Raw genomic sequence first — 26,517 nt, forward strand, 5'->3', positions numbered from 1 at the left:
CGGGTCAGCGGTACGAAGCGCGCGTCCGGATACGGGAGACGGCGGCGAGCACGAGGAGCGTCGTCGTCATCAGGACCACGGCGAGCGCGGCGCCGGTGAAGAGCGAGCCCCGGTCGGTGGCGGCGAAGATCTGCACCGGGAGCGGGGTCCAGTCCGGCGGGTAGAGCATGATCGTGGCGCTCAACTCCCCCATGGACAGGGCGAAGCAGAGCCCGGCGGCCGAAGTGAGCGAGGGCAGCAGCAGCGGCAGCCTGACCCGCCACAGGACGCGGGCGGGACCGGCACCGAGACCGGCGGCGGCCTGTTCGTACATCGGGTCCAGGCGGCGTACGGCGGCCGCGACCGACTGGTAGGCGAACGCGGTGACCAGGACGGTGTGGGCGAGGATCACGATCCAGCGCGTCCCGTTGAGCAGGATGGGCGGCTGGCTGAACGCCACCAGAACCGCGAGGCCGACGACCACCGAAGGCACGGCGACCGGCAGGATGAACAGCGCGTCCACGAGCCGCTTCCCGCGCTCGCGGAGAGAGGCGGCGGCGAGAGCGGCCCAGCCACCGAGGGCGAGGGCCAGCACGCTCGCGGCCAGGGCCGTGACCAGGCTGGTGGTCAGCGCCTGGAGCGAGTCGCCGTTGGTCGCGGCGGCGTAGCGTTCGGCGGTGGGCCCGGAGGGGAACGCGCCGGACCAGTTGGTGGCGAGGGACGCGGCGAGGATGACGAGCAGGGGCACCGCGAAGAGCGGGACGAAGAGGAGGAGGAAGACGGCCCAGGTGGCCCACTTCCCGGCCCGGCTATGCACCAGCACGACGGCTCACCACCCGGTAGAGGCTGTAAAGGCCCACGGAGACAGCGATGTTGACGACGGCGACGACGCAGGCGGCCGCGTAGTCCGACTCCAGGATCGCCTTGCTGTAGACGAGCATCGGCAGCGTCGTGACGTCCTTGGCCCCGGTGAACAGGACGATCCCGAACTCGTTGAGACACATCACCAGGACGAGGCTGCCGCCCGCCGCGAGCGCCGGGAGCGCCTCGGGCAGGATCACCTGCCGGATGATCCGGACGGGTCCCGCGCCGAGCGAGGAGGCCACCTCCAGCTGCCCGGTGTCGAGTTGTGAGAACGCGGCGAGCAGCGGGCGCATGACGAACGGCGTGAAGTACGTGATCTCGGCGAGCAGCACACCCCAGGGGGTCGTCAGGAAGTGGAAGGGCCCGTCCGCTGCCCCGGTGACGTCGGTCCACAGCCCGTTGGCCATACCGACCGAGCCGTAGATGAACAGCAGGGCCAGCGTGATCAGGAAGGACGGGAAGGAGAGGAAGACGTCGACGAACCGGGCCACCGCCCTGCCGCCGGGGAACGGGACGAACGCGATCACCAGCGCGAGGACGAACCCGAGGACGAGGCAGCCCACGGTCGAGCCGACGGCGAGCCACACGGTGGTGGCGAGCGCGTCGCGGAAGACGGCGGAGGCGAAGACCTCGGCGTACGGGCCGAGTGAGGCGCCGCCCTCTTCGGGGGTGAAGGACTGCTGGACGACGAGGGCGAGGGGGTAGAGGAACGCGAGCGCGAGGACGACGACGGGCGGGAGGGCCCAGACCCAGGTGGGGATGGAGCGGGAACGTGCGGAGGCGGGGTTGGGGGCGGGGGCGGGTCCGGTGGGGAGGGGGACGGCTGAAGCTGTGCCGGTGGCGGCCGGGGTGGTGGCGGTGGGGGTCATGAGCTGCCCCCCGTCGTTCCCGCCGGCAGCAGCACCGCGTCCTCGGCCGCGAAGTGCAGGGTGACACGGTCGCCGAGGGCCGGGGGCTCGCGCAGTTCGCGGAGGTCGGCCATGACGTGGTGTCCGTCGACGTCTGCGTGGACGCGGTGGGTGGAACCGCGCCACTGGACCTCGGTGACTGTGCCGGTGAGCCCGTTGGGCCCGACGCCGAGGCCGACGAGGTGCGGCCGGACGCAGAGGGTGGCGGTGGCTCCGGGGGCGGCGGTGTCGGTGGGGACGGCGAGGGGGCGGCGGGCGGTTCGACCATCGTCGCCCTCGGGGCGGTGCTCGGGGCCGTTCTCGGGGCTGCTGAGCTCGACGCTCCCCTCGCCTGTGACGGTGACGGGGAGCAGGTTGGCGTTGCCGACGAACGAGGCGGTGAACTCCGTACGGGGTCGGCGGTAGAGCTCCTCGGGGGTGCCGCAGTCCTGGAGCCGGGCGCGGTCCATCACGGCGATGCGGTCGGCCAGGGTGAGCGCCTCGACCTGGTCATGGGTGACGTACAGGATGGAGACGTCGGGCAACTCGCGGTGAAGTCGGGCGAGTTCGGCGAGCATGCCGGAGCGGAGCCGGGCGTCGAGTGCGGAGAGCGGTTCGTCCAGGAGCAGGACGCCGGGGCGGATCGCGAGAGCGCGGGCGATGGCGACGCGCTGCTGCTGGCCGCCGGAGAGTTCGCGCGGGTGGCGGTCTGCGTACGCGGCCATGCCGACGAGTTCCAGGGCCTCGGCGACCCGGCCGGGGATCTCGGCCTTCGGGGTGCGGTGGGCTTTGAGCCCGAAGGCCACGTTGTCCTTGACCTTGAGGTGGGGGAAGAGGGCGTACTGCTGGACGACCATGCCGATGCCACGCCGGTGCGGGGGCAGGGCGGTGACGTCCCGGCCACCGAGGAGGACCCGCCCGGACGCGGGCCGGACGAACCCGGCGACCGCGCGCAGGGCGGTGGTCTTGCCGGAGCCGGAGGGTCCGAGGAGGGCCATGACCTCGCCGGGTTCGACGGTGAGGTCGAGCCGGTCGAGGACGACGGTCCGGCCGTACGCGACGGTGACGCCGTCGAAGCGGATGCCGCTGGGGGCGGTGGGGGTGGGGGTGGGGACGGTGGCGGTGGCGGTGGCGAGCGGGTTGGAGGTGGGGAGGTCCGTCACGCCTCGGCCCGCGCGATCAGGTCGGGCAGCTCGGCGACCGACCCGAGGACATGGGTCGCGCCGTGCCGGTCGAGCTGGTCCCGGCCGTGGGCACCGGTGAGGACCCCCGCGACGAGCCCGGCGCCGGAGCGTACTCCGCTGAGCATGTCGTACGAGGTGTCCCCGGCCACCACGATCCGCCGCACGTCGTCCACCGCACCCGTGCGCAGGAGGGCGGCCAGCACCATGTCCGGGTAGGGGCGCCCCCGGCCGCCCGCGTCGGCGGGGCAGAGGGTGAGGGGGACGAGGTCCCGCCAGCCGAGGGCGGCGAGGATGGCGTCCTGGGTGGTGCGGGCGAACCCGGTGGTCAGGACGACGGTCCGCCCCTCTGCGGTGAGCCGCTCGACGGCTTCCCGCGCGCCGGGGAGCGGGGCGATGCGGCCGCCGTCGACGAGCGCCCCGTACGCCTCCTCGAAGGCGGTGTTGGCGTACTGAGCCCTCTCCTCCTCCTCGAAGAGGTGCCGGAAGACGGAGATCTTCGACTCGCCCATAGTGGCGCGAACATAGGCGAGTTGACGCTCGTGCTCCTCGGATTCCGGCTCCACTCCCAGGCGTTGGGCTGCGGCGGAGAAGGCCTGCTCGACGAGACCGCCGTCGGCGACGGTGGTCCCGGCCATGTCCAGGACGACAAGTCCGAAGCGGTTACCGGCCGCCGCCTGTGCCGCTTGGGTTGCTTGGGTTGCATGCGTTGCTTGCGTTGCTGAAGTCATGAGGTCACCAGCCCAGTTGGTCGGCGGTCGTTTCGGCGATGGCGGGCGAGCACGTCATGCCACGCCCGCCGGGTCCGGTCACGAGCCAGACCCCGTCGCGCACCTGCTGCCGGTGGACGACCCGGGAGGTGTCCGCGCACTGGGCGTAGACACCTGCCCAGCGGTGGCGGATGCGCGGCAGCGGGCGGCCGAGGAAGGACTCGACGACCCGGACGAGGTGCTCGTACGGCTCCTCGACGGTGTCGAAGGCGAAGGGGTGCTCGTACTCGTGGGTGTCCCCGATGGTCAGCCCGCCGTCGCCACGCTGCACCATGAGGAGTTGCATGCGGTGTTCGGCCGCGACGGGGTCCTGCGGCTGCCCGGCGTTGAGGGCGTCGAGAGCCTCGCTCCGGTACGCGGGGTAGTAGCGGAAGCTGTCGGCGTCGGCGACCGAGGTGGTGAGGGGTTCACCGAGCGGGTCGGTCTGCATCATCTGGAGCCGGACGCGCCGCACGGGCAGTTCGGGCCCGGTGAGTTCGCGGACGAGCCCGCCGAGCCAGGCGCCGGTCGCCAGGATGACGGCGTCGCCGGTGTGGACGTCACCGTGGTCGTCGCGCACCGAAGCGGTTCCGGCGACGTCCCGCACTTCGCGGCCGCCGAGGTAGGTGTAGCGACCCGAGTCCAGCAGCTCCTGCTTCAGGGCGAGTTGGGCGGTGCGTGGTTCGACCGCCGCGTCCCGCTCGCACCACAGGGCAGCGGTGAACGCGCCGCGCAGGGCGGGGTTGAGCGCGCGGGCCTCGGCGGCGGTGAGCAGCTTGTAGCCGCGCGCCGCCGCGTCCGGCCGGACGAGCGCCGCCTCGGCGACGGCGACCTCGCGGGCGGTCCGCAGCGGGGTGAGCGAACCGCAGGCCCGGAAGCCGAGCCCGGGCACCCGCCGCCCGATCTCCTCCCACAACTCCCTTGCGCGCAGGGCGGTTTCCAGCTCATCGCCACCGGCCCGGCCACTGACCCATATCTGTCCGAAATTGCGGAGCGATGCCCCGCGCGCCTCACTCTCGCGCTCGATCTGTACGACCTCGTGGCCGCGACTGACTGCGTGCCAGGCGTGCATGGTTCCCACCACGCCGGCTCCTACGACGATGACTCTCACGGCGGCCACGCTCCTGGGGGCGGGTGTCCCGGGTGCGTCCGGTCACCGACGGGACGGTGAACGACCCATCAAGTTTGGACCAGAACCGTTATCTTTTCGTTACAAGAGGCGGACTGGTCATCACCGCCGGATTCCGAGTCAGCCCCGCCTCGGCCCCGCCACACAGGTCCGCCGCGGCCCGACTCGGCCCTGCCTCCCCACCCCGCCTCAGTCCCGCCTTCGTCCCGCTTCAGTCCCGCCCTTCGCCCTTCAGATGGGCGGAGAAGGAGAAGCGGTCCCCCCGGAACAGGGTCCGTACCCGCTCCAGCGGCCGCCCCTCCGTGTCCCGGGAGAGCCGGTGGATCAGGAGCATCGGCAGGGCGGGCGGGGTCCCGATGAGCAGGGCCTCGCGGGGCGTCGCGAGGACCGTCTCGATCCGCTCGTCCGCGTCGCCGAAGGCGATGCCGAGGCCTTCGCGGAGGTGGGCGTAGAAGGAGGAGTCGGGGTCGAACCGCGTGTCCAGGTCCGGGACGCGGTCGACGGCGACGTACGTGCTCTCCAGGCCGACCCGCTCGTCGTCGGCGAGCAGCACGCGCTCCAGGTGCCAGACCGGTTCGCCCCGCCCGACCCCGACCTCGGCGGCGAGCACCTCGGGGCAGGGGAAGCGTTCCAGGCCGATGAGGTTACGGCCGGGCCGTCTGCCCTGGCGGCGGACTCCTTCGGTGTAGCTGGCGAGGGAGAGCGGCTGTTCCAGCTTGGGTCCGGCGACGACGGTCCCGCGCCCCTGCCGCCGCAGCCGCCCTTCCAGGAGCAGTTCGCGCAGGGCCTGGCGGACGGTCTCGCGCGAGACCTCGTGCTGCTGGGCGAGCTCCCGCTCGGTGGGCAGGAGCCCGCCCTCGCCCAGCTCGTCCAGCAGCACCGCGATGCGGGCCTTGACGGCGTAGTACTTCGGGATGCGGCCGTGCTCGGGGATGCCGGAGCGGATCGGTGCGCCAGGTGCCTGGCCGTTCGGGTAGTCCACGGCCCGATGGTGGCAGACGTACGTGAACACCTGGGCGGGGGTACGGATAGGAGGGGTACGGAGATACGGGCACGCGGGGGGCGTTCGGTCCGGGCCGTCGGGGTGAGCTGCGCGGGCGGGCGGGGGATTCGCTTCAGGCCGCGCGGGACGGACAGCAGAGGCGGGCGCGGGGCGAGGGTTCGGTGCAGGTCGCGGGCGGATGCCCGGCCCGGGTGGTCGTCAGCCCGCCGTGCGCCGCGAGCGGCGGGCGTAGGCCAGGAGGGCGGTTCCGCCGAGCAGCAGGGCTCCGGCGGTGGCCCCGGTCCAGGCGAGGGATGCCGGTCCGGTGCGGGCGAGTTCGGGGAGCGGTCGGCCGGCGCCGTCGCGGGGAGGAAGGCCGGGGCGCTCCTTGCCCCCGTCCCTGCCCCCGCCGTCGCCGTCCCCGGCCTCCGGGAGGGCCTCCTTGCCCGCGCCGGTGCGCCCGGGGTCGGGGCGTTCCGGTTCGCGGACGCTGTCTGTGGCGCCGTCGACGATCACGAACGGGTACTCCTCCGACTCCCCCACCCAGTCACCGTCCTCGCGCCCGCCGCCCTTGGCCTCGTCCCGGTGGAGGCGCTGGACGACAGCGGCGTGGGCGGTGACCGGCCCGGGGTCCGTGTCGGAGGTGAACGCCATCCGGACACGTACGGCCACGGTCTTTCCGGCGGGGACGGTGAGCCCTCGGAACGCGTTGTCCGAGTCGCCCGAATCGCGTGCGGCGCCCGCCCTCTCGCCCCCGAAGACGCCGATCTGCTCGTCGTGGTCGGTGGTCTCCCAGGCGGCGCGGTGCACGGCGCCGGGCCGCCCGGGCTCGGTGAACTCCAGCTGGATCTGCTCCGCGGCCAGCCGTCGGTCGCGGTCGGCGAGGACGAGGACAGGGTGCAGGGCCCGGCAGGAGGCGTCGGTGGTGTTGGTGAGCTCCAGGAACCAGGTGCCGTAACCGCCCCCGGAGGCGTACGTGCCCGGGGCGCCCTGAATCCGGGTCTCGATGGGGAACTCCTTGGCGTCCGGGTCGCCACAGGCGGGCTGCTCGTCGAGGGCCGCGGCCTCGGCGGCTAAGGAGACCTGAGTGGCCGGAGCCGACAGGGCGGCCGCCTGCGGTCCGCCCAGAAGCACGGCGGGCACCGCGATCCCGGCGGCCATCCCGAGGGCGGCGAGCACGCGGCAGTCACGCAGCCGCGCACAGGAGGTGGGGGACACAGAGGTGGGGGGCATGAGGGAGGCACCCTTCGCTGCTCGCGAACGACCGGGGCGATGGCCACCGGTGATGGCCTCCGACGCAACCACGCGCGCGCGAACCCAGAGAGTCGACATGCCGACCCAATTAATAGGATCACCCGACTGAAGGGCTGTCCGAGGGTGACGACAACTGCGGGCGCCCCCAGGCGGATGGCCCTGTCACTGACCGATGCCCTGAAACCGCGGGTATGGCATGATCCGAATCGAGGGCTCACAGCGGGTGAGGGAGCCTCACGTCGAAGGATCGCTGGGGGGAACGTGACCGGTAGCGCCTCGGCCGAAGTCGCCATCGGTTTTTGTCTCACGGCGGGGAACTGAATCCGGATGCCCCGCCGCCGACGGGTCGCCGCCTGCTCTGCGCTCGTATTCGCTCTTCTGCTCGCCGGATGCGACCACCACCGCGACGATTCCCCCGTTGACGTCACCGTCTGGATGTATCCGGTCATCACCGATCCCCAGGCGGACGCCGCCTACTGGAAGGGGATCGAGGAGAAATTCGAGAGGGCGACACCCGGTGTCCGGCTCACCGTCGAGCGCATGCCGTGGTCGGGCCGGGACTGGCGAATCGCCGAGGCCCTCGCCGGTGGCAGCGGTCCGGACGCCATTCTGCTGATGCCGGACCAGATTCCCTATTTCACTTCCCAGGGAGCGCTCGCCCCGGTCGACACCGCACTGCAGGGCGTCCTGGGAAGATTTCTCCCCACCGCTCTGGACGCGGTGACGGAGGGCGGCCGAATCTACGGCGCACCCATCTACCAGACCGTGACGACCACGATCTACAACAAGCGGCTGCTGTCCGAGGCCGGTGTCACCACACCCCCTGCGACATGGGAGGAGATCAAGGCGGCCGCCCCCAGACTGCACAGCAAAGGTATCGCCCTCTTCGACTACTCCGCATCCGACGACGCATCCCTGAACCTGAATTTCTACCCTCTGCTGTGGCAGGCCGGAGGCCGGGTCTTCACCGAGGACGGAGACCGGGTGGCGTTCAACGGGCCGGAGGGGGTCGAGGCCCTGACCTTCCTCACCGACCTCTACCGGCAGGGCGCGATTCCCTCGTCGGCAATGAGCAATACCAACCGTCTCGGCGGCCAGGCGCTCGGCAGACAGCAGGCCGCGATGGGTTACTCCGTCATCCTGGCCGACGCCGATCTGGCTGCGCGGACCTGGGGCAAGGAGAACGTCATGGTAGGCGGGCCGCTCCAGGGCCCCGCGCGGGAAGCCGGGTTCGGTGCCCCAGGCGCCCTCGCCGTCAATGCCGAATCCCGGCACCGGGCAGAAGCCAAGGAGTTTCTCACCTTCATGGTCCAGCCGGAGCAGATTCGCTCGCTGGGGAAGGCGAGCGGCTACCTTTCACCCCGCACAGATGTCGTCGTCCCCAGTGACTCGCCGTACGCGAGGCAGTACCAGGCGGCGCTGGCCAGCGCATCTGCCGGAGAGCCGCACCCGGCGTCACGACAGGTGATGTCGCTGCTCGCGCCGGAGATACGAGCGGCGCTGACCGGCCGGAAGAGCCCGGCCGCGGCACTCGACGCCGCAGCCGAAGCCGCCGACGTACTGCTGCGCCCTTCCTGAATCCGGTCCGCCGGTCAGGGGCGTTCACCCGCCCGGTCCACAAGGGCCGTCGAAGCACGGGTGGCCGTGGCGAGGACCGTTCCCTTCGGTACGAAGGGGCCTCCGGAGGACTTGCCTCCGACGTAGTAGTCGAGCCCTGCCACATACCGCACGCCACGGTAGGCGAAGGAGTCGGGATCGAGCAGGACCTGCATGCTGTTGCGTTCATCCGAGTTGTCGCGGTACGTGCCGTTCACCCCGACGGCGAGGACGTTCCGACCCACACCGTCGGTAACCTGAACCGGCTCGGTCGCCCCTGCCAACTTCCTGATGACGTCGTACAGAGTCCGGGCCTTGTGCTCGGGGACGTCGGGCGCGGCGGAGAGCACTCCCACCACTTCGGCGAAGTCCCGCTGGTCCTGCGTCAGACGAAGGGCGCCCGCGAAGCGGGTGGGCGCGGATCGCGCGCGGATGAGGTTCAGGGCGGCCGAGGGGTCGACCGGCAGCTGGGCCACGAGGTCGTGGGCGCCCCCGGGCGAAAGCATCTGCCAGCCGGCCTGGTAGTTCCCTTCCCAGACATCCACGTCGTCCGGCCTGCTCGTGCTCTCGTCAGGGGTGGCCAGGGCAGAGCCGTCGTATCGGATCCACTTGTCCTTGCGCTGCTGCGCCGCCGGAACCGCGCGGCACGTCCGCGAGGCGGGGCTCAGGTTGAAGGAACCGACCTCGCTGTAGCCGTCGGTGCTGGCACCGGTCCCGCACTGCCAGGTGTCCCAGCGCACCTCCTGGTACACCCAGGGCTGGGAGCGGGGTTCGGGCGCGGCAGGGGGCGTGTCCTCATGCCGCAGGACCAGCGTGGACAGCACCGCGACAGCCACGACCGACGCAACGGCACCGACCATGGAGAACCGCCCTCGCGAGCACGCGGCGATCCGGCGCGGACGGGCCCCGGCGATCTCCGCCCGCATCCGCCGGTGAATCGGGGCTAGCCTGGCGTCATCGAACTCCGGGATCTCGGCCCGGAACCGCCGGACCTCGCCTATCTCATCCACTGCCGACCATCTCCGCGAAATCATGTACGAGCCTGGGGTCCACGCCACCGAGCGCGAGGCGGACCTTCCTCCGCGCCCGATTGAGACGGGACCGGACCGTACCCACCGGAATGGACAGGGCCTCGGCAACCTCCTGGTAGTTGAGGTCCGCCCAGGCGACCAGCAGTAGGACGTGCCGGTCTCCCGCCGAGAGCTCGGCCAGCGCACCGGCCAATGACGACTGCGCGGCCTGGGCCGTGACACGGTTGTCGCTGCGTTCGGTCCAGGCGTCGGCGACGGGATCATGGCCGGTTCGGGCCATTGCCCTGAGAGCCCGAACCTCGGCGCGGCGCTGCTTCCCGATGAGGTTGGCTGCTATCCCATAGAGCCAGGGTTGAGCGTTCGGACGGGTGAGGTCGTAGCGGGACCGGGCCCGGAAAGCACTCAAGAAGGTATCGGCGGTGATGTCCTCTGCCGCATCCTCGCCCAGTCGGCGCGCCACGTAGCGGTGGATGGCGGCGACATGGCGGTGGTAGAGCTCACCGAAGAGCTCGGGCTGGACCAGCGAATCGGCGATCACACGGGCGTCGTCATCAGGTCTTCCGGGCGAGCCGTTCACGCGGATCTCCGAGTCTGTGGTGTGGGGTGCACTCGTCTTTACCCGGATGTCCCGAACGGGTTCACGCCCCTCGTGAACCCGTTCGGGACATCCGGGTAAAGAGAGGTGTCGAGCACGCGCCCGATGGGCGCCAGGGGGTGGAGTTCATGGTGAGCAACATAGTGAGACTCGTGGTCACGAGATCGGCCGGCGTAATGGCGGCGATCATGGCCCTTCTGGCCACGATGCTGGTCACGGCAGGACCGGCGCAGGCTGCCTCCCCCCTGCCCGGCGGCAAGGCGAACTGGGTCGTCTCCGTCGGCTACCTCGACCTGGCGACGAAGAACAACTACCGGAACTGGGTACGGCTCGGGTACTACGCCTTCCGCAACGACGGCACGGTGACCACGAACTACTGGACCTGGAACCAGCGGGAACAGCCGAAGCGGGTGAACGCCATGACGGCGAACTGCGGCGGCACCGTTCCCACCTGTCCCGTACGTACGGTCGACGGATTCACCGACGATCCTATGGGCGGCTACCAGGGCACTTTCACCTACACACCCGACGACCGACTCGCCGTGACCTGGACCAAGACCGCCGCAGGTACTGCACTGGGGCAGCCGGTCACCGAGTACTGGAACGTCACCACCGGGCTGGCGGACGGACGAGCGGCCCGCATCACCAGCCCCACCTTCTACGGCGCTTACGGCAACGACGTTGCGATCCCGGCGCCCGGCACCTTCTCCACGTACGCCAACTTCGGTGTCGGCTACGGCAGCAACGCCTCGCTGGGCCGCGAAAGCCGGGCCACGATGAGTCAGCTCGTCAACGACCCGCGCTACAACTCGGAGCCCTATCGGGGCGCCTACGTCGTGGCCAAGGCATCGTCGTCGGTTCCCGCCACCCGAACCGGGATCGTGGGCCGGGAGGGAACGGGTGGGGCCTGGAGCTTCGGCGCGGCGTCGAACCCCTGGAGACTGTGTGCCGGCAGCCCCTGCATGGGCTGGCTCCAACCCAACACCTCGTGTGCGAGCACCGACAAGAACCGCGTCCGCTACATCGGCGAGGTGGGCGGTGGCCGCCGCAACACCGAGGAGTACTGGTGCCGATCCCTGGCGCAGGGCAAGCCCTGTTACGCCTATAACTCCCACCCCCGCCCCATGTTGCAGGTCATCGACGACGCAGGGGAATTCCAGGGCTGGGTCGGCGTCGAGGCCTTCACCCATGTATCCACCAGGACCGGGCTGCCGGATAGCAGCTGGGTTGAGGGGTACTGGGGGATATTCGACATGGTGTCGACGGGGCTGCGGCCAGAACTGCCGAGCTGAACAGCCTCTCTCTCCTCTCCTCCTACGGACCTGGACCGGAAGTTCTCTCAGGCAATTTTCGGCGCACACCCCTAACCAATTACCGGGCAGCGAATTCGCTCGCATAAAGCTCCGGCCGAGCGTTGACTTCACTCCAGAACTTGGGAATCATTTCACCGCGAGAAAGAAATACCCAACAGGGAGGAATTCACATGAAGAGCTGGAAGAGCATTCTGACGGTGCTCGTCGTCTCGTCCGCCACGATCGGCATGCAGGCATCACCGGCGGCCGCCGCCACGCATCCGAAATTGGGCTGCAAGTTCGCCAGTGGAACCATGAAGTGGCAGGACGCGACCACCACGTCAGGCTACGCGGCAGCTGCGAAGAACGCGATCGAAGCCTGGAACTCCACGAGCACACAATTCAACATCAACAAAACCACCAGTGGAGCGAACATTCGGGTCGCGAACGGGAACTTCGGGAACACCTGGAAGGGACTCCAATTCGTCGGGATCACACTCGACACGAGCCAGGAAGTTCCGACATGCAACAGCACTGGCACCTGGCGCACCACCATGGTCACGTGGTGGAACGACTACCACACCCAGCACTACGCACCGTCGAAGCGACAGGCCATCATGGTTCATGAGATCGGGCACGCCCTCGGCCTCGCCCATGTGGCCGCACCGTCGGGCTCCAGCTGCAGCAAGGTCACGGTCATGGATATCGCCATCGACAGGTGGTACGACAAATGCGGCTTCTGGAAGCCGCGCCCGGGCGACATCGCGGGCGCGAACGAGATCTACTGATCGACCGGAACGTGAAGACCTCTCGGAAACGGCGCCACGCGGTCCGGTCGGCCGCGACAGGGGCGGTCACCCTGGTCATCCTCTCGTCGAGCAGTTGCACTGCGGAACAGAACCGGAACGAGCCGAGGCAGCGAATCTCCGTGTCGCAGATCAACCGCTACACCGATCTCGACCGGATGCAGGAGGACAGCGTTGCGGTGGTTGTCGCCCGCGCCGCCGATTCCATCGCCGTAACGCATAACGGATTCCCGATCACCGTAACAAATATCAGGATCTCGAAGGTTCTGACAGGAAGCATTCCGGGATCGGCCGCGAAGGTGCAGCAACTCGGCACGGATAAGGTTGATTCACCTGACACGTCCCGCTTGATGAAAAACGGACAGACCTACCTTCTCTACCTGAGCAAGAATGACGGGAAGGATGATACGGACCATTTTGTCATCACCGGCGGGGACGGAATCTACGTCCTGCAGGGCCACCGGTATCTTTATCAAGGAGGCCCTCCAGCCGGACCAGGCAAATCATTGCCTGCCGAGCTTCCATCTGACGAGACAGAAAGGAAAGTGACCTCACAGATAGAACAGTGACAGCGCTGACAGCGTGAAAGATCCAAGCCCGTTCTCGTGCTGCTCCGAACGAGAACGGGCCCCCGCACCTTCGGCTTCGGGTCGTCATGCCCCCCGCTCCCCCACCCGCCCGAACACCGGCGCGAGCACCAGCTGCGCCGCGCCCTCCGCGACCGGCCGGTCACCACCAGCCGCGACGGTGACGGTGACGCTCACCCCCGCGCCCGCCCCGCCCCGTGCGGCCCGCTCCTCGATCACGGCCCGCACGCCCCGTACGTACGCGTCCTCGTCGGCCGCCACCGTGCGCCCGCCCAGCACCACCCGGTCGATGTCGAGCAGGCCGACCAGATTCGCCGCGCCCGTTCCGAGGACCCGGGCCGCCTCGCCCCGGTCCCCGCGCGCCTCGGCGGCCAGGCACAGGGCCTCGATGCAGCCGCGCCCCCCGCACTCGCACAGCGGCCCGTCCAGCTGGAGGGTCTGGTGGCCGAACTCGCCCGCGCCCGTCCGCGCGCCCCGGTGCACCTCGCCGCCCAGGACGAGGCCCGCGCCGAGCCCCGTACCGAGGTGGAGGTAGGCGAAGTCACCGCTCGGCCCGCCCCGGGCGAGGGCCAGAGCGAGGGCAGCGGCGTTGGTGTCCTTGTCGACGACGACCGGCAGCCCGGTCCGCTCGGCCAGCGCGTCGCGCAGCGGGTACCCGTCCCACTGCGGGAACCCGGTCACCCGGTGCAGCACGCCGTCCCGGTGGTCCAGCGGACCGGGTACCGCGACCCCCACGCCCAGCAACGGCTTGTGCGGCTCGGCTGCGCGCAGGTCCCGGACGGCTTCCGCGGCGTCGCCGAGCACCTTCTCCGCCGGAGCGCCGAAGTCGAGGGGGGCTCTGGTGACCGCGACCGACCGGCCCGCGAGGTCGACCAGAACGGCGGTGAGCCCGTCACGGTCCAGGTGCAGCCCGACGGCGAACTGGGCGTCGGGGACCAGCCGCAGCACCGTGCGCGGCTTGCCGCCGGTGGAGGGGCGCAGGCCCGCACCGACGGCGAGCCCGTCCTCCCGCAGCCGGGCGGTGATCTTGCTGACGGCCTGCGGGGTGAGGCCGGTGCCCTCGGCCAGCTCCAGCCGGCTGATGCCCTCCGCCCCGGCCCCCCGCAGCAGGTCCAGCACCAGCGCGGCGTTGTGGTGGCGCAGCGCCGGCAGATTCACCCCGGCCGGGGCCTTCGCCCTGCTCGTGTTCACGGTCCACTCCCCTTCACCGGTCCCATTGTGCCGGTCGCTTGCACTTTGGCAACAGCGTTGCTTAAGTGGAACTCATGACTGTCAACGCCCCCGCCCCTCTCCGCGTGGCCCTCGTCGGCTACGGCCTGGCCGGGTCCGTCTTCCACGCCCCGCTGATCGCCGCGACCGGCGGCCTGGTTCTCGACACGATCGTCACGTCGAACGAGGAGCGCCGGGCCGAGGCCCGCGCCGCGTATCCGGACGTGCGGTTCACCGGCTCGCCGGACGAGCTGTGGGAGCGCGCCGACGAGCTGGACCTCGTCGTGATCGCCGCCCCGAACAAGACGCACGTCCCGCTGGCGACGGCCGCGCTGAAGGCCGGGTTGCCGGTGGTCGTGGACAAGCCGATCGCCGGAACCGCCGGCGAGGCCCGCGAGCTCGCGGCGCTGGCCGAGGAGCGAGGGCTGCTGCTCTCGGTCTTCCAGAACCGCCGCTGGGACAACGACTTCCGTACCCTCGCCGCGCTGATCGCCGACGGCGAGCTGGGCGAGGTGCAGCGCTTCGAGTCCCGCTTCGAGCGCTGGCGGCCGCAGCTGAAGGGCGGCTGGCGCGAGTCGGGCGACCCGGAGGAGATCGGCGGTCTGCTGTTCGACCTGGGCAGCCATGTCGTCGACCAGGCCCTGGTGCTGTTCGGCCCGGCGGTCCAGGTGTACGCGGAGTCCGACATGAGGCGTCCGGGCGCGGCGGCGGACGACGACACGTTCATCGCGATCACCCACGCCAACGGGGTCCGCTCGCACCTGTACGTCAGCGCCACCACGGCCCAGCTCGGCCCACGCTTCCGGGTGCTGGGCTCGAAGGCGGGCTATGTGAAGTACGGCCTGGACCCGCAGGAGGCCGCCCTGCGCGAGGGCCTGCGCCCGACGGCCGGTGAGCCGTGGGGCGAGGAGGGGCCGGAGCTGTGGGGCCGCCTCGGCTCCGGCGAGTCCCCGCTGACCGGCGGCGGCACCCCGGTCCGTACGCTCCCCGGCGACTACCCCGCGTACTACGCTGCCGTCGCCGCCGCCGTACGCGGCTCGGGCCGGAACCCGGTCACCGCGCTCCAGGCGGCCGCCTGCCTGGACGTACTGGAGGCGGCCCGCCGCTCGGCCCGCGAGGGCGCCTCGGTCACGCTTCTGCCGCACCACGACGAAGAGGAGCAGCACGCATGAGCACCACCTCCTCCCCCACCATCGCCGAGCTGATCGCCCAGGAGCGCCGGCTCACCCTCCCCCGCTTCTCCTGCGACGACGCGCTCGCGCTCGGCAGCCTGCTGGTCGCGCTGGCCCGGGAACGGCATGCCCCGGTGGCGATCGACATCCGGCGCGGCGCGCAGCAGCTGTTCCACGCGGCGCTGCCCGGTTCGAGTGCGGACAACGACGCCTGGATCGACCGCAAGCGCAAGGTGGTCGAGCGGTACGGCGAGAGCTCGTACCTGGTCGGCACCCGGTTCCGCGCGAAGGGCACGACGTTCGAGGAGTCCTCGCGCCTGGACCCGGACACGTACGCCGCGCACGGCGGTTCGTTCCCGATCGCGGTGGAGGGCGCGGGGGTGATCGGCGCAGTCACGGTGTCCGGGCTGCCGCAGGCGGAGGACCACGCGATGGTGGTCGAGGCGCTGGAGCAGTTCACGGCGACGCCGGGGGCGTGAGAGACGTACGCGTGAGAGACGTACGCCCGTGAGAGGACGTACGTACGAGGGCGGGTACGGGACCGGCGGATACGGGTACGGCGGGTACAGGACCAGCCGGTACGGGACCGGGGGTGCCGTCACCGGCGAAGTGACAGCGCCCTCCGGGCTCCGCCGGGCCTACGCCCCCTTCAGCTCCTGCCGCTGTCTGCCGAGCCCTTCGACCTCCAGCTCCACCACATCGCCTGCCTTCAGGTACGGCTTCGGCTCGGGCTGCCCCATCGCGACCCCGGCGGGCGTACCGGTGTTGATGATGTCGCCCGGGTGGAGCGCCATGAAGTGGCTGAGGTAGCGGACGACCTCGCCGACCGGGAAGATCTGGTCGGCGGTGGTGCCGTCCTGCTTCAGCTCGCCGTTGACCCAGAGGCGCAGCGGCAGGGCCTGCGGGTCGGGCACCTCGTCGGCGGTGACGAGCCAGGGGCCCAGCGGGTTGAACGTCTCGCAGTTCTTGCCCTTGTCCCAGGTGCCGCCGCGCTCGATCTGGAACTCGCGCTCGGAGACGTCGTGCGCGGTCGCGTATCCGGCGACGTGCGCGAGCCCTTCCTCCGCGGAGCCCAGGTACCGGGCCGTACGCCCGATGACGACCGCCAGCTCGACCTCCCAGTCCGTCTTACGGCTGCCGCGCGGCACGAGCACCGTGTCCTCGGGTCCGACGACGGTGTCGGGGGCCTTGAAGAAGAGGATCGGTTCCGCCGGAATCGCCGCACCCGTCTCGGCGGCGTGGTCGTGGTAGTTCAGCCCGATGCACACGATCTTGCCGATGCGTCCCAGCGGCGGCCCGATGCGCAGCCCCGCCGGATCGAGGGCGGGCAGCACACCGGGCGCGTCGGCGGCCGCCCGTACCCGGGCGAGCGCGGAGGCGTCGGCGAGCAGTTCGCCGTCGATGTCGGGGACAATCCCCGACAGATCACGCAGTGTCCCGTCGCGGTCGAGAAGCGCGGGGCGCTCGGCGCCCGCCGTACCGACTCGAAGCAGCTTCAACGGTCCAACTCCTCTTGGTCGAGGTGAAGCCTTTCGGCGGGGTGCGGCCGACGAAGGGCTTGGCTGATCCTCCAAGAGTTGCGATCACTCCGCAAGACCTCGTTCACACACTGGACCGGCGCACTGACCGGCCGGTTTACGCCGCTGTGGCCATGGCGCCGCCGGGCGCGGACATGTCTCGGTACAGCCAGGCCCGCTCGACGGCGGTCCAGGTGGTCGTGGTGACGACGTACAGGGCGGCGGCGAGCGGGACGACGGCCACCGTGATCAGGGTCGCGAAGGACAGCAGCGGCATCACCTTCGTCATCGCGTCCAGGCCCGGCATCGGCTGCCCGTCGGGGCCGGTGGCGGGCGTCATCGGGTTGGCCGCCAGCTGCCGCTTGGTCCGTCCGTAGCTGAACGTGGCGACGGCCGCGACGAGCGCGAAGAGCCCCAGGTAGACCCACCCCTGCGCACCGAACACCCCGCCGTGCGCGAGGGCGTCGTGCCAGCGCCCGCCGAGCGGCGCGCCGAGCAGGTCGTGGCTGAGGAGCGCGTTGGGCTCGCCGCCGATGGAGCCGCTGGAGAACAGGTGGTAGAGCAGGAAGAACGCGGGCATCTGGAGCAGGCTCGGCAGGCAGCCGGAGAGCGGCGATACCTTCTCGGCGGCGTGCAGTTCCATGATCGCCTTCTGCATCCGCTCGGGGTTCTTCCCGTGCTTCCTGCGGAGCTCGGCGATCTGCGGCTGGAGACGGCTGCGCGCCTTCTGGCCTCGGGCGGCGGCCCGGGAGAGCGGGTGGACGGCGAGCCGTACGAGGGCGGTGAACAGGATGATCGCGACGGCGGTGGAAGCGCTGTGGAACAGCGGCTGGACCAGGTCGGCGAGGGAGCCGACCAGGCTCGCGAAGGCGGACATGAAGGCGGACATGGGTGAGCCCTCCGGGGGTCTCGTCGTGCCGGGAGAAGTACGTGGTGCTCGGTACTCGGCATGACGACCGGCGTGGAAGGGCGCAGGGCGCTACGGGATGAAGTGCGGGAGCCCTACGCGGCGACGGCGGCCGTCAGGAGGGCGTGCCCGGGTGCTCGGGGCCGGGTGCGGCCGCGGGCGTCGGGGTCTCGTTGCGGCAGGAACGCGGTGCGTTGCTCCCGGTCCCTGATGGCCGTACGGACCCGGGTGCGGGGCACCGGCGGCGCGCAGCGGGCGCTGATGACGGAGCAGGCGAGGAGCGCGGATCCGGCCGCGGCGGTGGCTGCGAGTGCGACGGCGGCGGAGAGGCTGCCGCCTTCGGCGAGGAGGACCTCGGTGAGAAGGAGGACGAGGAGTCCGACGGGCCGGAGCAGCCGGGCGAACGCGTGCCGCAGGACGTCGGCGTCCCGCATGGCGCTCACCCCCCTGTCCGTGGTCCCGTTCATCTTCATCTTTCGTTATACACGACCTTTCCTCGTACACGATGACCGGATTCGCCCAGCGGCACTGCTCGTGCGCGCGTTGTTCACCGCGGGCTCATCGCCGGCTCATCGCGGGCTCATCGCGGTGAGCTTCCCCCAGACGACGAGCCGGTAGCGGGAGCTGAACTCGGGGGTGCAGGTGGTGAGCGTCAGGTAGTACCCGGGCTCGCTGTACCCGACGGAGGTCGTGATGTTGCTGCGCGGCACGGGCGCGATGACCCCGCTGTCGGAGGGGGCGGTCCGCGCGAGGCGCTTGTCGACGGTGTACGTGTAGACGGCGTCCCGGGTCTCGACGGTGATCCGGTCGCCGCGCCTCAGCCGGTCGATGCGCCGGAAGGGCTCACCGTGGGTGTTGCGGTGCCCGGCGAGCGCGAAGTTCCCGGCCTGCCCGGCCTGTGCGGTGCGGACGTAGTGCCCGACATACCCCCGGTCGAGCACCCCGCCCTTGCTGGTGCCCTCGGCTACGGGGGCGGTGAGGCCGATACGGGGGATGCTCAGTACGGCGTAGGCCTGGTCCCAGCGGGGGGTGGAGGGGCGGGTACGGCTCGCGGAGGCGTCCGGCGCGGCGGGCGCACCGGACGCACGACCGGAGGAAGACGGACCAGGGCCCCCCGCACTCTCATCCCCCGTATCGGTCCCCATCTCCGTACGGTCGTCACGGTCGTCACGGCCCTCAGCAGCAGGGGATTCGTCCCACTCCCGCTGGAGTTCCTGAACGGTCCGCCCGGCGTCCGCGCGCGCTTCCCGGTTGGTCCACCACAGCTGATGGGCGACGAGGAGCAGGAGGACGAGCCCGAGGGTCACGACAAGCTCGGCGGACACCCAGAGCCCGCGGGCGAGTACGTACCGCGCGTGCCCTCGCACCGCGGGAACCGCCCCACGCTCCGGCATCGCCGCCACCCTTCTCCAGTCTTCGCGGGGCCTCTCCACCCTGGCGAGGCTCCTCCGACCTGGTCGGGCTTCTCCAACCCCGGCGGAGCTTCACCAACCCTGCGGGCTTCGCCACGCTTGCAGGGGCTGTTCCGCTTTGTGAGGCTTTCCGGCCTTGCGGAGCCGGACGTAACCTCTCCCTCTCCTTCCGTCTCCGCCTCCGGGGGCGCGAACGATAGGGCCAAACCCCACAACTCTCCAGCCTCCTCCCGCTTCTCCTCACTCCTCCTCCTTCGCCCTCTTCTCCCTGCCACGGCTCTCCGGCAGTACCGTGTGATCCATGCGCCCCGACACGCCTGCCGACCACATCACCGAAGCCGAGCGTCTGCTCCGCACCGCGGCGCAGTACCCCGAGGACCACGAACCGCTGATCCTCCAGGCCGCGGCCCATCTGGAACTCGCGGGTGACCGCGCCCGCGCGAGCACGCTCTACGACGACCTCCTCGCCGCCCCCGAGTCCACCGTCGACAACCCTTACCTGATCAAGGCCCTGAAGGCCGCCAACCTCTGGGAGTACGGCCACGAGGCCGAGGCTCGCGCGATCATCGACGGCCTCCGCACCGCGGGCCCGCTGAACGCGGCGCCGTGGCAGGTGGCCGCCGAGACCCTGGAGGCCCACGACGAGCTGGAGTCGGCACACGACTTCTTCTCGACCGCGCTGACCCTGCTACTGGCTCCCGGCGAGGAAGTCCCGTACGCGACGCAGTCGCTGCTGACCGGACGTCACCGGGTGCGCCGACTGATGGGGCTGGACCATGACGCCTGGGACGAGCTGGCGGGCGATCTGCACACCGCCCCGGTCCCCCTGGACGAACTCCACGACCCCAAACGCCTGTGGTCGCTGGGCTCCTCGGACCCGGTCGAGCTGAAGGCCGAGATCGCCCGCCTCCGCGCGGAGCTGGGCACCTACCGCACGGCACTCTCGCGCCCGTTCCCGGTGGCGGTACTGCACTGGCCCGAGCAGGAACTCCAGGAACTACTGGCCGCCTACCCCGAGTTGACCGAGGAGTACGTGGACCGCGAGACCCACCTGTCGCGCCTGGAGGCATCCCTGCGCGACCTCCACACGACGGGCACCCCGAACCTGGGCATCGTCACGGGCACGGTCCCCTCCTACGAAGCGTTCGCCGCCTCCGAAGCCACGTCCCCGGCCGACCCGGGCCTCCTCCCCCAGTACGCCACCACCCTCGCCGCCCGAGGCCGCGCCACCCCCTGGCCCCCGTCCCGCACGGCGGCCTGCTGGTGCGGCTCGGGGGAAACGTACGGGGCTTGCCACGGGGTCGGGTAACGCTGACTGCATGTCCTTGGCAGGGGCCGACAACCACGATGTGCGATGTCGGCCCCTGCTTGTTTTGGCAACCATTGCTTCGACTGTCAGTCCTCCTTGGTACAACTGCACATGTAGTACGCAGCCAAATGAGGGGGACTCTAGGCATGCCCAACGGCATTTCGGACAACGCACCAGTTGCTGGGCTCTATGAGTCGCTCATCACGCATCGGCTCGCCGAACGGATGAAGCAGCTCGACTCGACGGGCTGGCGCTCCATCGATGCCTCAGTCGGCCGAGAATCGGCGCCCCACGTGCTTTCCCGCCACATCGGCACCACTGTGCGGCAGGTACTCCAGGGCCTCTCCCCAGCCGAGCAGGTGATTGCGGCCAATCACATTCTGGAATCGCTCAACACCATCGAGGGTGCGACAGAGTGGGTTGATCTCATCACTGATGGGCCGCGACAGCTGCTCGCCGTCGCGGAGCAGGAGGCACCAGGCGTTTACGCGATACGCCCCGCAACGCCGTTGTCCGAGACAGCGCTCATTACGAATTCCCCCGAGGACCCCAGTCTGGGCTTCGAGCTGCGCGCCGAGCTGGCCACAGCTGATCGCGTCGACCTCCTGTGCGCCTTCGTGAAGTGGCACGGTCTTCGCGTCCTGGAAAAATCCCTGTCATCGGCGCGCGACCGCGGTGTCCCCATCCGTGTGCTGACAACGACCTACATCGGCGCCACCGAACGACGCGCTCTAGACCGCCTGGTACGAGACTTCGGCGCTGAGGTCAAGGTCAACTATGAGCTCCGCTCCACCCGTCTGCATGCCAAGGCGTGGCTCTTCCGCCGTGCCAGCGGCTTCGACACGGCGTACGTCGGCAGCTCGAACCTCTCCAAGGCAGCGCTTCTGGATGGGCTTGAGTGGAACGTTCGCCTTTCCTCCGTCGCTACGCCCTCGGTGATCCGCAAGTTCGAGGCAACCTTCGACGCGTACTGGAGTGAGCCCTCTTTCGAGCCGTACGACCCCGACAAGGACGCACAGCGGCTGGACGACGCTTTGTCCCGTGCCGGTGGCAGCGGTCGCCCCGGCGCTACGAGCATCACCCTCTCCGGTCTGGAGGTTCGCCCGTACCCACACCAACGGGACATGCTCGAACGCCTCGAAGTCGAACGCACGGTGCACGACCGGCACCGAAATCTCCTGGTCGCAGCTACAGGCACCGGGAAGACCGTCATGGCGGCTCTGGACTACAAGCGCCTACGCCAGACGCTCGGCCGCGACCCGCGCCTACTCTTCGTAGCGCATCGCAAGGAGATCCTTGAACAATCCTTGCGTGTCTATCAGAACGTCCTTATCGACGCGAACTTCGGTGAGCTGTTGTTCAGTGGCGAGATCCCTAACCGCTGGAACCACGTGTTTGCCAGTGTCCAGTCGCTCACCGCGCAGGCTCTGGACCGTATCGCTCCGGGTCACTTCGACGTCATCGTGATCGACGAGTTTCATCACGGCACATCGCCTACCTACCGCAAGGTCATGGACCACTTCCAGCCCCAGGAACTCTTGGGGCTGACCGCAACCCCGGAACGCATGGATGGCTTGAACATCCAGGACGAGTTCTTCGATGGCCGAATCGCGGCGGAGATGCGGCTCTGGGAGGCGCTGGAGAACGAGCTCCTGAGCCCCTTCCACTATTTCGGCGTCACCGACAACACGGACATGAGCGCTGTCACGTGGAAACGTGGAGCCTACGACTCAACAGCGCTAAGCAATCTGTTCACAGGCAACGACGCACGAGCTCGGCTCGTGGTACAAGCGGTGAAGGACAAGGTCGCCGACGCGGACTCGATGCGCGCCTTGGGATTCTGTGTGTCGGTCGCGCACGCGCACTTCATGGCTGACTTCTTCCGACGAGCAGGACTCAAGGCCATCGCACTGTCCGGCGAAACTCCGCCACTTGACCGCAAGACCGCCCTTGACGACCTGCGCTCCGGAGCGCTCCAAGTCATCTTCTCCGTCGACCTGTTCAACGAGGGACTCGACATCCCAGACGTCGATACCCTGCTCCTGTTGCGCCCCACGTCCAGCGCCACGGTCTTCCTTCAGCAGTTGGGCCGCGGGTTGCGTCGCACTGAGGACAAGGCGGTCCTCACTGTCTTGGACTTCATCGGTCAGCACCGCAAGGAGTTCCGCTTCGAGGAGCAGTTCCGCGCCCTGACGAACCTGACGCGCAACCGACTCCTCAACAACATCGAGCAGGACTTCCCACAGCTGCCCTCCGGCTGCCAGATCATCCTTGAGACGAAAGCCAAGGAACTGATCATTGACAACATTCGCACACAGATCGCAGTCAATGTCACACAGTTGGCCCGCGAGGTCGCTTCCTACGCGACGCCACGCCTTGCAGACTTCCTCAAGGAGAGCGGCCGGGAACTCAAGGAGCTATACCGCGGCAACGGAAACTCGTGGACAGGCCTATTGCGTCGAGCGAAGCTGCTGGACGCTGTCGGCCCTGATGGCGAGTTGCCACTCCTGAAGCGGGTATCGGCCTTCCTGCACGTCGATGACCCACTGCGCGCTACGGCATACAGCAAGCTGCTCGCCGATGATGCTCCCGCCTACGACGAGCTCAGCGAGCAGGAGCGGGGGTACGCCCGCATGCTCTTCTTCTCGCTCTGGCCGCTGGGCGGTGGCTTCCCCAGCTACCAAGCGGGGCTGGACTCACTCCACCATCAGCACGCGTTCCGCGACGAGCTGAGGCAAGTACTCGCCCACGTTCTACAGCAGGCCGACCATGTTCCAGCGCCGCTCCTCGGCACACACGCCGCCATCCCGCTGACCGTCCACGCCTCGTACAGCCGCGAAGAGATCCTGCCCGCCCTGGGCCAGGCCGCGGTGGACGGCTTCAAGCCGGGCCACTTCCGCGAGGGCGTGAAGTGGTGCGAGAACATCCAAACCGACGCCTTGCTCGTCACCCTAGAGAAAGACGAGAAGGACTTCTCACCCGAGACTCGCTACAAGGACTACGCCCTCAACGACTCACTATTTCACTGGGAGTCACAGAACCAGACATCGGAGAGCTCAACCACCGGCATCCGCTATCAAACCCACAAGGAGAAGGGCACTCACGTCCTCCTCTTCGTGCGCCGATACAAGAAGACAGATATCGGCGGCCCCCAGCCATGGATGCTGTTGGGCCCAGCGGAGTACGTTAAGCACACGGGAAGTAACCCTATGGCGATCGAGTGGAAGCTCTCTCATCAGATTCCGGCCGATGTATTGACCTACTCAGCAATCGCTGCCAGCTGACCAGCTCAACGCGAAGGCAGGCGCTTCAACGCGGGCTTTCGCGTGGCCGGGTGTAGCAATGGCGTCCGAGGCAGACTACTGAGGTTCAAATCGTGGCTGAAGAGGGCCCCCAGCGCGTCCCGGTGGCCCGGTGCACCGCCGAACGCCTCATGCGCGAGCTCGGCAACACCGGCGCGGTCCGCGGCGAGCGGGTGATCGCCACGAACCCCGACGTGCACACGGAACGAGCCCCCGACCTCGTAGAGCCGAGAGTCCGGGTTGGCACACCAGGCGGCGTGGGGGCGGAGGTAGAGCCGCGCCCAGGCACACCCGAGGGCGCAATGGCCTCAGAACCGCTGGACCTTCTGGCCTTCCGGAGTCTGATAGCACCCGGAGACGACCGTCAGGCTCAGCTTCGGGGGGGTTCGCTTCGCATAGTGGGTGATATTCACACTGTGCTTCTTCTTGTCATTGTCAGCTGTGAGGTTGATGTTCTTGTTCTTACTCGTGTCGTGCCCATACTCAACGATCTTCCAGCCATGCTTGGGAAGTTCTTCCCTGAGCCGCTCCATCACATCATCGAGCTGACTGGGTGACTCCGGAGTGAAGCTCCAAGGGTGAAAGATTTGAAAGTACTTGTCAGGATCTTTCCCACCACATTCCGAGACGCCCGGGCCGGTGTCTGACCCTTTGCCTCTAATGCCGATCAAATCATAAATCTCACTGGAGATTTTCTCTGCCTCGTCAGCGGCAGCGAGCGATGTGCTGGTACCTGCCAAGGGTAGGTCATCGGATTTGTTGGCGTCAGTCATGCTGCATCCAGTAAGGGTAGTGAGAGCGATGAACAAGGTGAGCGCTTGTGCGCCCAGTCTGGTTTTCACGATGAGCCTCAGTGGGTCGGGCCGGAACACGGGCCGGTCGATACGGACGGTAGTCGCGTGGGCTGGTGCTCAGATGGTCTGGCGTCCCGTCGTACGCCTGAAGCTCTATCGCGCCCTTGTGTATGCAGAAGGCAGCGGTTCGAGCTTGACGTCGTCGCCGTGCCCTGCGACCACCAGGCCCTGATTCCGGAGGCTCTGGGTGTCCTCTTTCCAGTAGTCACTGTGGCCGCTGGTGTCTGTCGTCATCTGATTGGCGCCGAAGACGGGGTCACTTGGGATGATCCATACGCCGTCCCGGTCGTTCCCCCCATGACCGAATCGACCAATGTCCGGGACCACGTCCCAGTCCGCTTCCTGGTTCCAGACGTGCCCCTTCGGAACATCCAGCTGCTCGGCCTTGCTGACCTGGACCCCAGGACTGCCGGCAAGGATCACATCATCCGCGTTCAGCTCACCCTGCCGGGCTGCGGAACCAATGAGGGTCGTGCCGTACGAATGACCGATTGCCGTGCGATGCGGGTCCGACTCGGCTGTATGAGAGGCGTCGAGGCCGTCGAGGAAGCGGTTGTAGGCAGGCGCACCGTCGTCCGCGTAGTGACTGAATGGCGAATCCTTCACGATGCTCTGCGGTGCGTCATATCCGAGCCACGTAATCGTGGAAACCGATGCCCCATCAGCCTCGTCGGTGGCCACACGCCACACATTTGCCATCCGATTGATATCTCCACTGATGCTACTCAGATTCGACGTCGTGCCCGGTACGTACACCGCCTGATGATCAGCCGTGTCAGGGTTCCCGTTCGCGAGGATGGCACGACCGTTGCCTTCCGTGCTGAACCCAAGCAGGTACGCCTCGGGAAGACCCTTGATGCCGGTCGAGTCGAAGCGCTCCTGAATGCTCTTCATCCCGTCACGAGACTTGATGAGCTCCGCGTGCCGCTCACCATATTTCTCGTTCCACTTGGTCCAATTGTCGTTCTGGATGACGGCCGGGTAGGTGCCGTTGGGGTTGGGAGAGTACCTCGTGGGCTCCGGCATCCTTTCGAGTTCCAGCTCTACACGTGCCCTGGCTTGCGCCAGCACTGCACGGTTGGCCTCGTCACGAGTCTCAGCAGGCAGACCGTCCAACGCTCCGACCACGGCAGCGTTCAAAGCTAGGTGAGCGGACTGCTCCTCAAGGCTGAGCCCCTTCCACCATGACGCGTTGTCCTTCGGGCTGCCGTCCTTCGGCGGCTCCGGGAGGGAGTCGAGGTAGTCCTTGCCCGCCTCGCGGACACCTCCCAGGTCCGACTGCGTGTCGGCCCAGTCGCGCTTGGAGACGACCAAGTCGTCGTCGGCCTTCAGCGCACGCAGCTTCGGTGCCCATTTGGCATCCGCGTCCGTGGCTTCCTTCAAGGCGTCGGCGATCCGGTTGGCATAGGCCATCGCCCTGCCGTAGTTCGGGTTCGGGTGGATGTTGGCCGCCTGGCGCTCCAGCGCGTCGGACATCGGGCTGCCCCCGGCGCTCCCGGTCACCGTGCCGCCGTCGGCGGGCTTCTCGTCACCGGGCTTCTTGCCTGCCGGATACGAAACGGATCCGTCGGGGTTGACCGTGCAACCGTCGGCCCGGGCGTCCTCGACAGCCGCCTCCAGCTTCCGCTTGGCCGCTGCCATGTCGAATGCGAGACCACTCAGCGCGGTGCTCACCAGGCCGCACTCGGTCTGCGCGTAGTGGAAATTCGCCGACAGTTTCTTGAGCTCGTCGAGAGCAGCCTTCGCTGCCTCGCCCTGCAGCTGGTTGCGGACCCCCGCGCTAATCTGGTTGTCGACCGTGTCCTTGGCCGTGGAGGCCATGTCACCGGTCGCCCGGTATCCGTCCGCGGCCTCTTCGTACTCGGACGGCTTGAAGGCTTTCAACGTGGCCAGGTTCATGAGC

General features: G+C 68.8%; 24 protein-coding genes. 8 read left to right on the forward strand and 16 right to left on the reverse strand.

Going from position 1 to position 26,517, the window contains the following annotated elements; translation table 11 throughout:
* Positions 1-4: 4 nt before the first annotated feature.
* From RI138_RS10530 to RI138_RS10560, 7 genes are all read right to left on the reverse strand, one after another.
* On the reverse strand, positions 5-802 hold the full coding sequence (locus RI138_RS10530) for an ABC transporter permease (protein WP_311119699.1): 798 nt from the start codon (positions 800-802) through the stop codon (positions 5-7).
* On the reverse strand, positions 789-1,712 hold the full coding sequence (locus RI138_RS10535) for a 2-aminoethylphosphonate ABC transporter permease subunit (protein WP_311119700.1): 924 nt from the start codon (positions 1,710-1,712) through the stop codon (positions 789-791). The genes RI138_RS10530 and RI138_RS10535 overlap by 14 nt, the downstream gene beginning before the upstream one ends.
* A complete protein-coding gene (locus tag RI138_RS10540) occupies positions 1,709-2,812 on the reverse strand; it encodes an ABC transporter ATP-binding protein (RefSeq protein ID WP_311122843.1) in 1,104 nt (367 codons plus the stop codon). The genes RI138_RS10535 and RI138_RS10540 overlap by 4 nt, the downstream gene beginning before the upstream one ends.
* A gap of 77 nt (positions 2,813-2,889) precedes the next feature.
* Entirely contained in the window at positions 2,890-3,642 is a 753-nt protein-coding gene (locus tag RI138_RS10545) for a phosphonatase-like hydrolase (RefSeq protein ID WP_311119701.1), read from the reverse strand.
* A 4-nt stretch (positions 3,643-3,646) separates the two neighbouring features.
* Entirely contained in the window at positions 3,647-4,771 is a 1,125-nt protein-coding gene (locus RI138_RS10550; protein ID WP_311119702.1) for a TIGR03364 family FAD-dependent oxidoreductase, read from the reverse strand.
* A gap of 229 nt (positions 4,772-5,000) precedes the next feature.
* A complete protein-coding gene (locus RI138_RS10555) occupies positions 5,001-5,771 on the reverse strand; it encodes a GntR family transcriptional regulator (RefSeq protein WP_311119703.1) in 771 nt (256 codons plus the stop codon).
* 219 nt (positions 5,772-5,990) lie between these two features.
* The gene (locus tag RI138_RS10560; RefSeq protein WP_311119704.1) at positions 5,991-7,004 is read right to left on the reverse strand and encodes a peptidase; all 1,014 of its coding nucleotides are present in this window, start codon (positions 7,002-7,004) and stop codon (positions 5,991-5,993) included.
* Positions 7,005-7,352: 348 nt separating this feature from the next.
* Here RI138_RS10560 and RI138_RS10565 point away from each other — a divergent pair, with 348 nt between their 5' ends.
* On the forward strand, positions 7,353-8,603 hold the full coding sequence (locus RI138_RS10565) for an ABC transporter substrate-binding protein (RefSeq protein ID WP_311119705.1): 1,251 nt from the start codon (positions 7,353-7,355) through the stop codon (positions 8,601-8,603).
* Between the two features lie 14 nt (positions 8,604-8,617).
* On the opposite strand, the gene RI138_RS10570 is transcribed toward RI138_RS10565, so the two are convergent.
* Entirely contained in the window at positions 8,618-9,631 is a 1,014-nt protein-coding gene (locus RI138_RS10570; RefSeq protein WP_311119706.1) for a hypothetical protein, read from the reverse strand.
* Positions 9,624-10,229 carry an RNA polymerase sigma factor gene (locus RI138_RS10575; RefSeq protein WP_311119707.1) on the reverse strand — a complete coding sequence of 202 codons (606 nt, stop codon included), beginning with the start codon at positions 10,227-10,229 and terminating at the stop codon, positions 9,624-9,626. The genes RI138_RS10570 and RI138_RS10575 overlap by 8 nt, the downstream gene beginning before the upstream one ends.
* Before the next feature lie 170 nt (positions 10,230-10,399).
* On the opposite strand from RI138_RS10575, the gene RI138_RS10580 reads away from it, so the two are divergent.
* From RI138_RS10580 to RI138_RS10590, 3 genes are all read left to right on the forward strand, one after another.
* Positions 10,400-11,539 (forward strand): hypothetical protein, encoded by a 1,140-nt coding sequence (locus tag RI138_RS10580; RefSeq protein WP_311119708.1) that lies wholly within the window; start codon positions 10,400-10,402, stop codon positions 11,537-11,539.
* Between the two features lie 191 nt (positions 11,540-11,730).
* Positions 11,731-12,327, forward strand: coding sequence for a matrixin family metalloprotease (locus tag RI138_RS10585; RefSeq protein ID WP_311119709.1), 597 nt, complete (start codon positions 11,731-11,733; stop codon positions 12,325-12,327).
* A 140-nt stretch (positions 12,328-12,467) separates the two neighbouring features.
* Positions 12,468-12,914, forward strand: coding sequence for a hypothetical protein (locus RI138_RS10590; RefSeq protein ID WP_311119710.1), 447 nt, complete (start codon positions 12,468-12,470; stop codon positions 12,912-12,914).
* A gap of 84 nt (positions 12,915-12,998) precedes the next feature.
* Here the strand turns inward: RI138_RS10590 and RI138_RS10595 are convergent, their stop codons facing one another.
* Positions 12,999-14,123, reverse strand: coding sequence for an ROK family transcriptional regulator (locus tag RI138_RS10595; protein WP_311119711.1), 1,125 nt, complete (start codon positions 14,121-14,123; stop codon positions 12,999-13,001).
* 74 nt (positions 14,124-14,197) lie between these two features.
* On the opposite strand from RI138_RS10595, the gene RI138_RS10600 reads away from it, so the two are divergent.
* Positions 14,198-15,313, forward strand: a complete 1,116-nt coding sequence (locus RI138_RS10600; protein WP_311119712.1) for a Gfo/Idh/MocA family oxidoreductase — start codon at positions 14,198-14,200, stop codon at positions 15,311-15,313.
* On the forward strand, positions 15,310-15,792 hold the full coding sequence (locus RI138_RS10605; protein ID WP_096628643.1) for a heme-degrading domain-containing protein: 483 nt from the start codon (positions 15,310-15,312) through the stop codon (positions 15,790-15,792). The genes RI138_RS10600 and RI138_RS10605 overlap by 4 nt, the downstream gene beginning before the upstream one ends.
* Before the next feature lie 159 nt (positions 15,793-15,951).
* Here RI138_RS10605 and RI138_RS10610 read toward each other — a convergent pair whose 3' ends face one another.
* The 4 genes from RI138_RS10610 to RI138_RS10625 form a co-directional block, all read right to left on the reverse strand.
* Positions 15,952-16,812 (reverse strand): fumarylacetoacetate hydrolase family protein, encoded by an 861-nt coding sequence (locus RI138_RS10610; protein WP_311119713.1) that lies wholly within the window; start codon positions 16,810-16,812, stop codon positions 15,952-15,954.
* Positions 16,813-16,948: 136 nt separating this feature from the next.
* On the reverse strand, positions 16,949-17,719 hold the full coding sequence (locus tag RI138_RS10615) for a YidC/Oxa1 family membrane protein insertase (protein ID WP_311119714.1): 771 nt from the start codon (positions 17,717-17,719) through the stop codon (positions 16,949-16,951).
* Between the two features lie 113 nt (positions 17,720-17,832).
* Positions 17,833-18,171 (reverse strand): DUF6412 domain-containing protein, encoded by a 339-nt coding sequence (locus RI138_RS10620; protein WP_311122844.1) that lies wholly within the window; start codon positions 18,169-18,171, stop codon positions 17,833-17,835.
* A 135-nt stretch (positions 18,172-18,306) separates the two neighbouring features.
* A complete protein-coding gene (locus RI138_RS10625; protein WP_311119715.1) occupies positions 18,307-19,131 on the reverse strand; it encodes a class E sortase in 825 nt (274 codons plus the stop codon).
* 319 nt (positions 19,132-19,450) lie between these two features.
* Here RI138_RS10625 and RI138_RS10630 point away from each other — a divergent pair, with 319 nt between their 5' ends.
* Together RI138_RS10630 and RI138_RS10635 are read left to right on the forward strand one after the other, a co-directional pair.
* Entirely contained in the window at positions 19,451-20,458 is a 1,008-nt protein-coding gene (locus tag RI138_RS10630) for an SEC-C domain-containing protein (protein ID WP_311119716.1), read from the forward strand.
* Positions 20,459-20,604: 146 nt separating this feature from the next.
* Positions 20,605-23,742, forward strand: coding sequence for a DUF3427 domain-containing protein (locus RI138_RS10635; RefSeq protein WP_311119717.1), 3,138 nt, complete (start codon positions 20,605-20,607; stop codon positions 23,740-23,742).
* A gap of 326 nt (positions 23,743-24,068) precedes the next feature.
* Here the strand turns inward: RI138_RS10635 and RI138_RS10640 are convergent, their stop codons facing one another.
* Together RI138_RS10640 and RI138_RS10645 are read right to left on the reverse strand one after the other, a co-directional pair.
* Positions 24,069-24,533 carry a hypothetical protein gene (locus tag RI138_RS10640; protein ID WP_311119718.1) on the reverse strand — a complete coding sequence of 155 codons (465 nt, stop codon included), beginning with the start codon at positions 24,531-24,533 and terminating at the stop codon, positions 24,069-24,071.
* Positions 24,534-24,707: 174 nt separating this feature from the next.
* A complete protein-coding gene (locus tag RI138_RS10645; RefSeq protein ID WP_311122845.1) occupies positions 24,708-26,513 on the reverse strand; it encodes an alpha/beta hydrolase in 1,806 nt (601 codons plus the stop codon).
* Between the last annotated feature and the right edge of the window lie 4 nt (positions 26,514-26,517).

This window comes from Streptomyces durocortorensis (genome assembly GCF_031760065.1).
GTDB lineage: Bacteria > Actinomycetota > Actinomycetes > Streptomycetales > Streptomycetaceae > Streptomyces.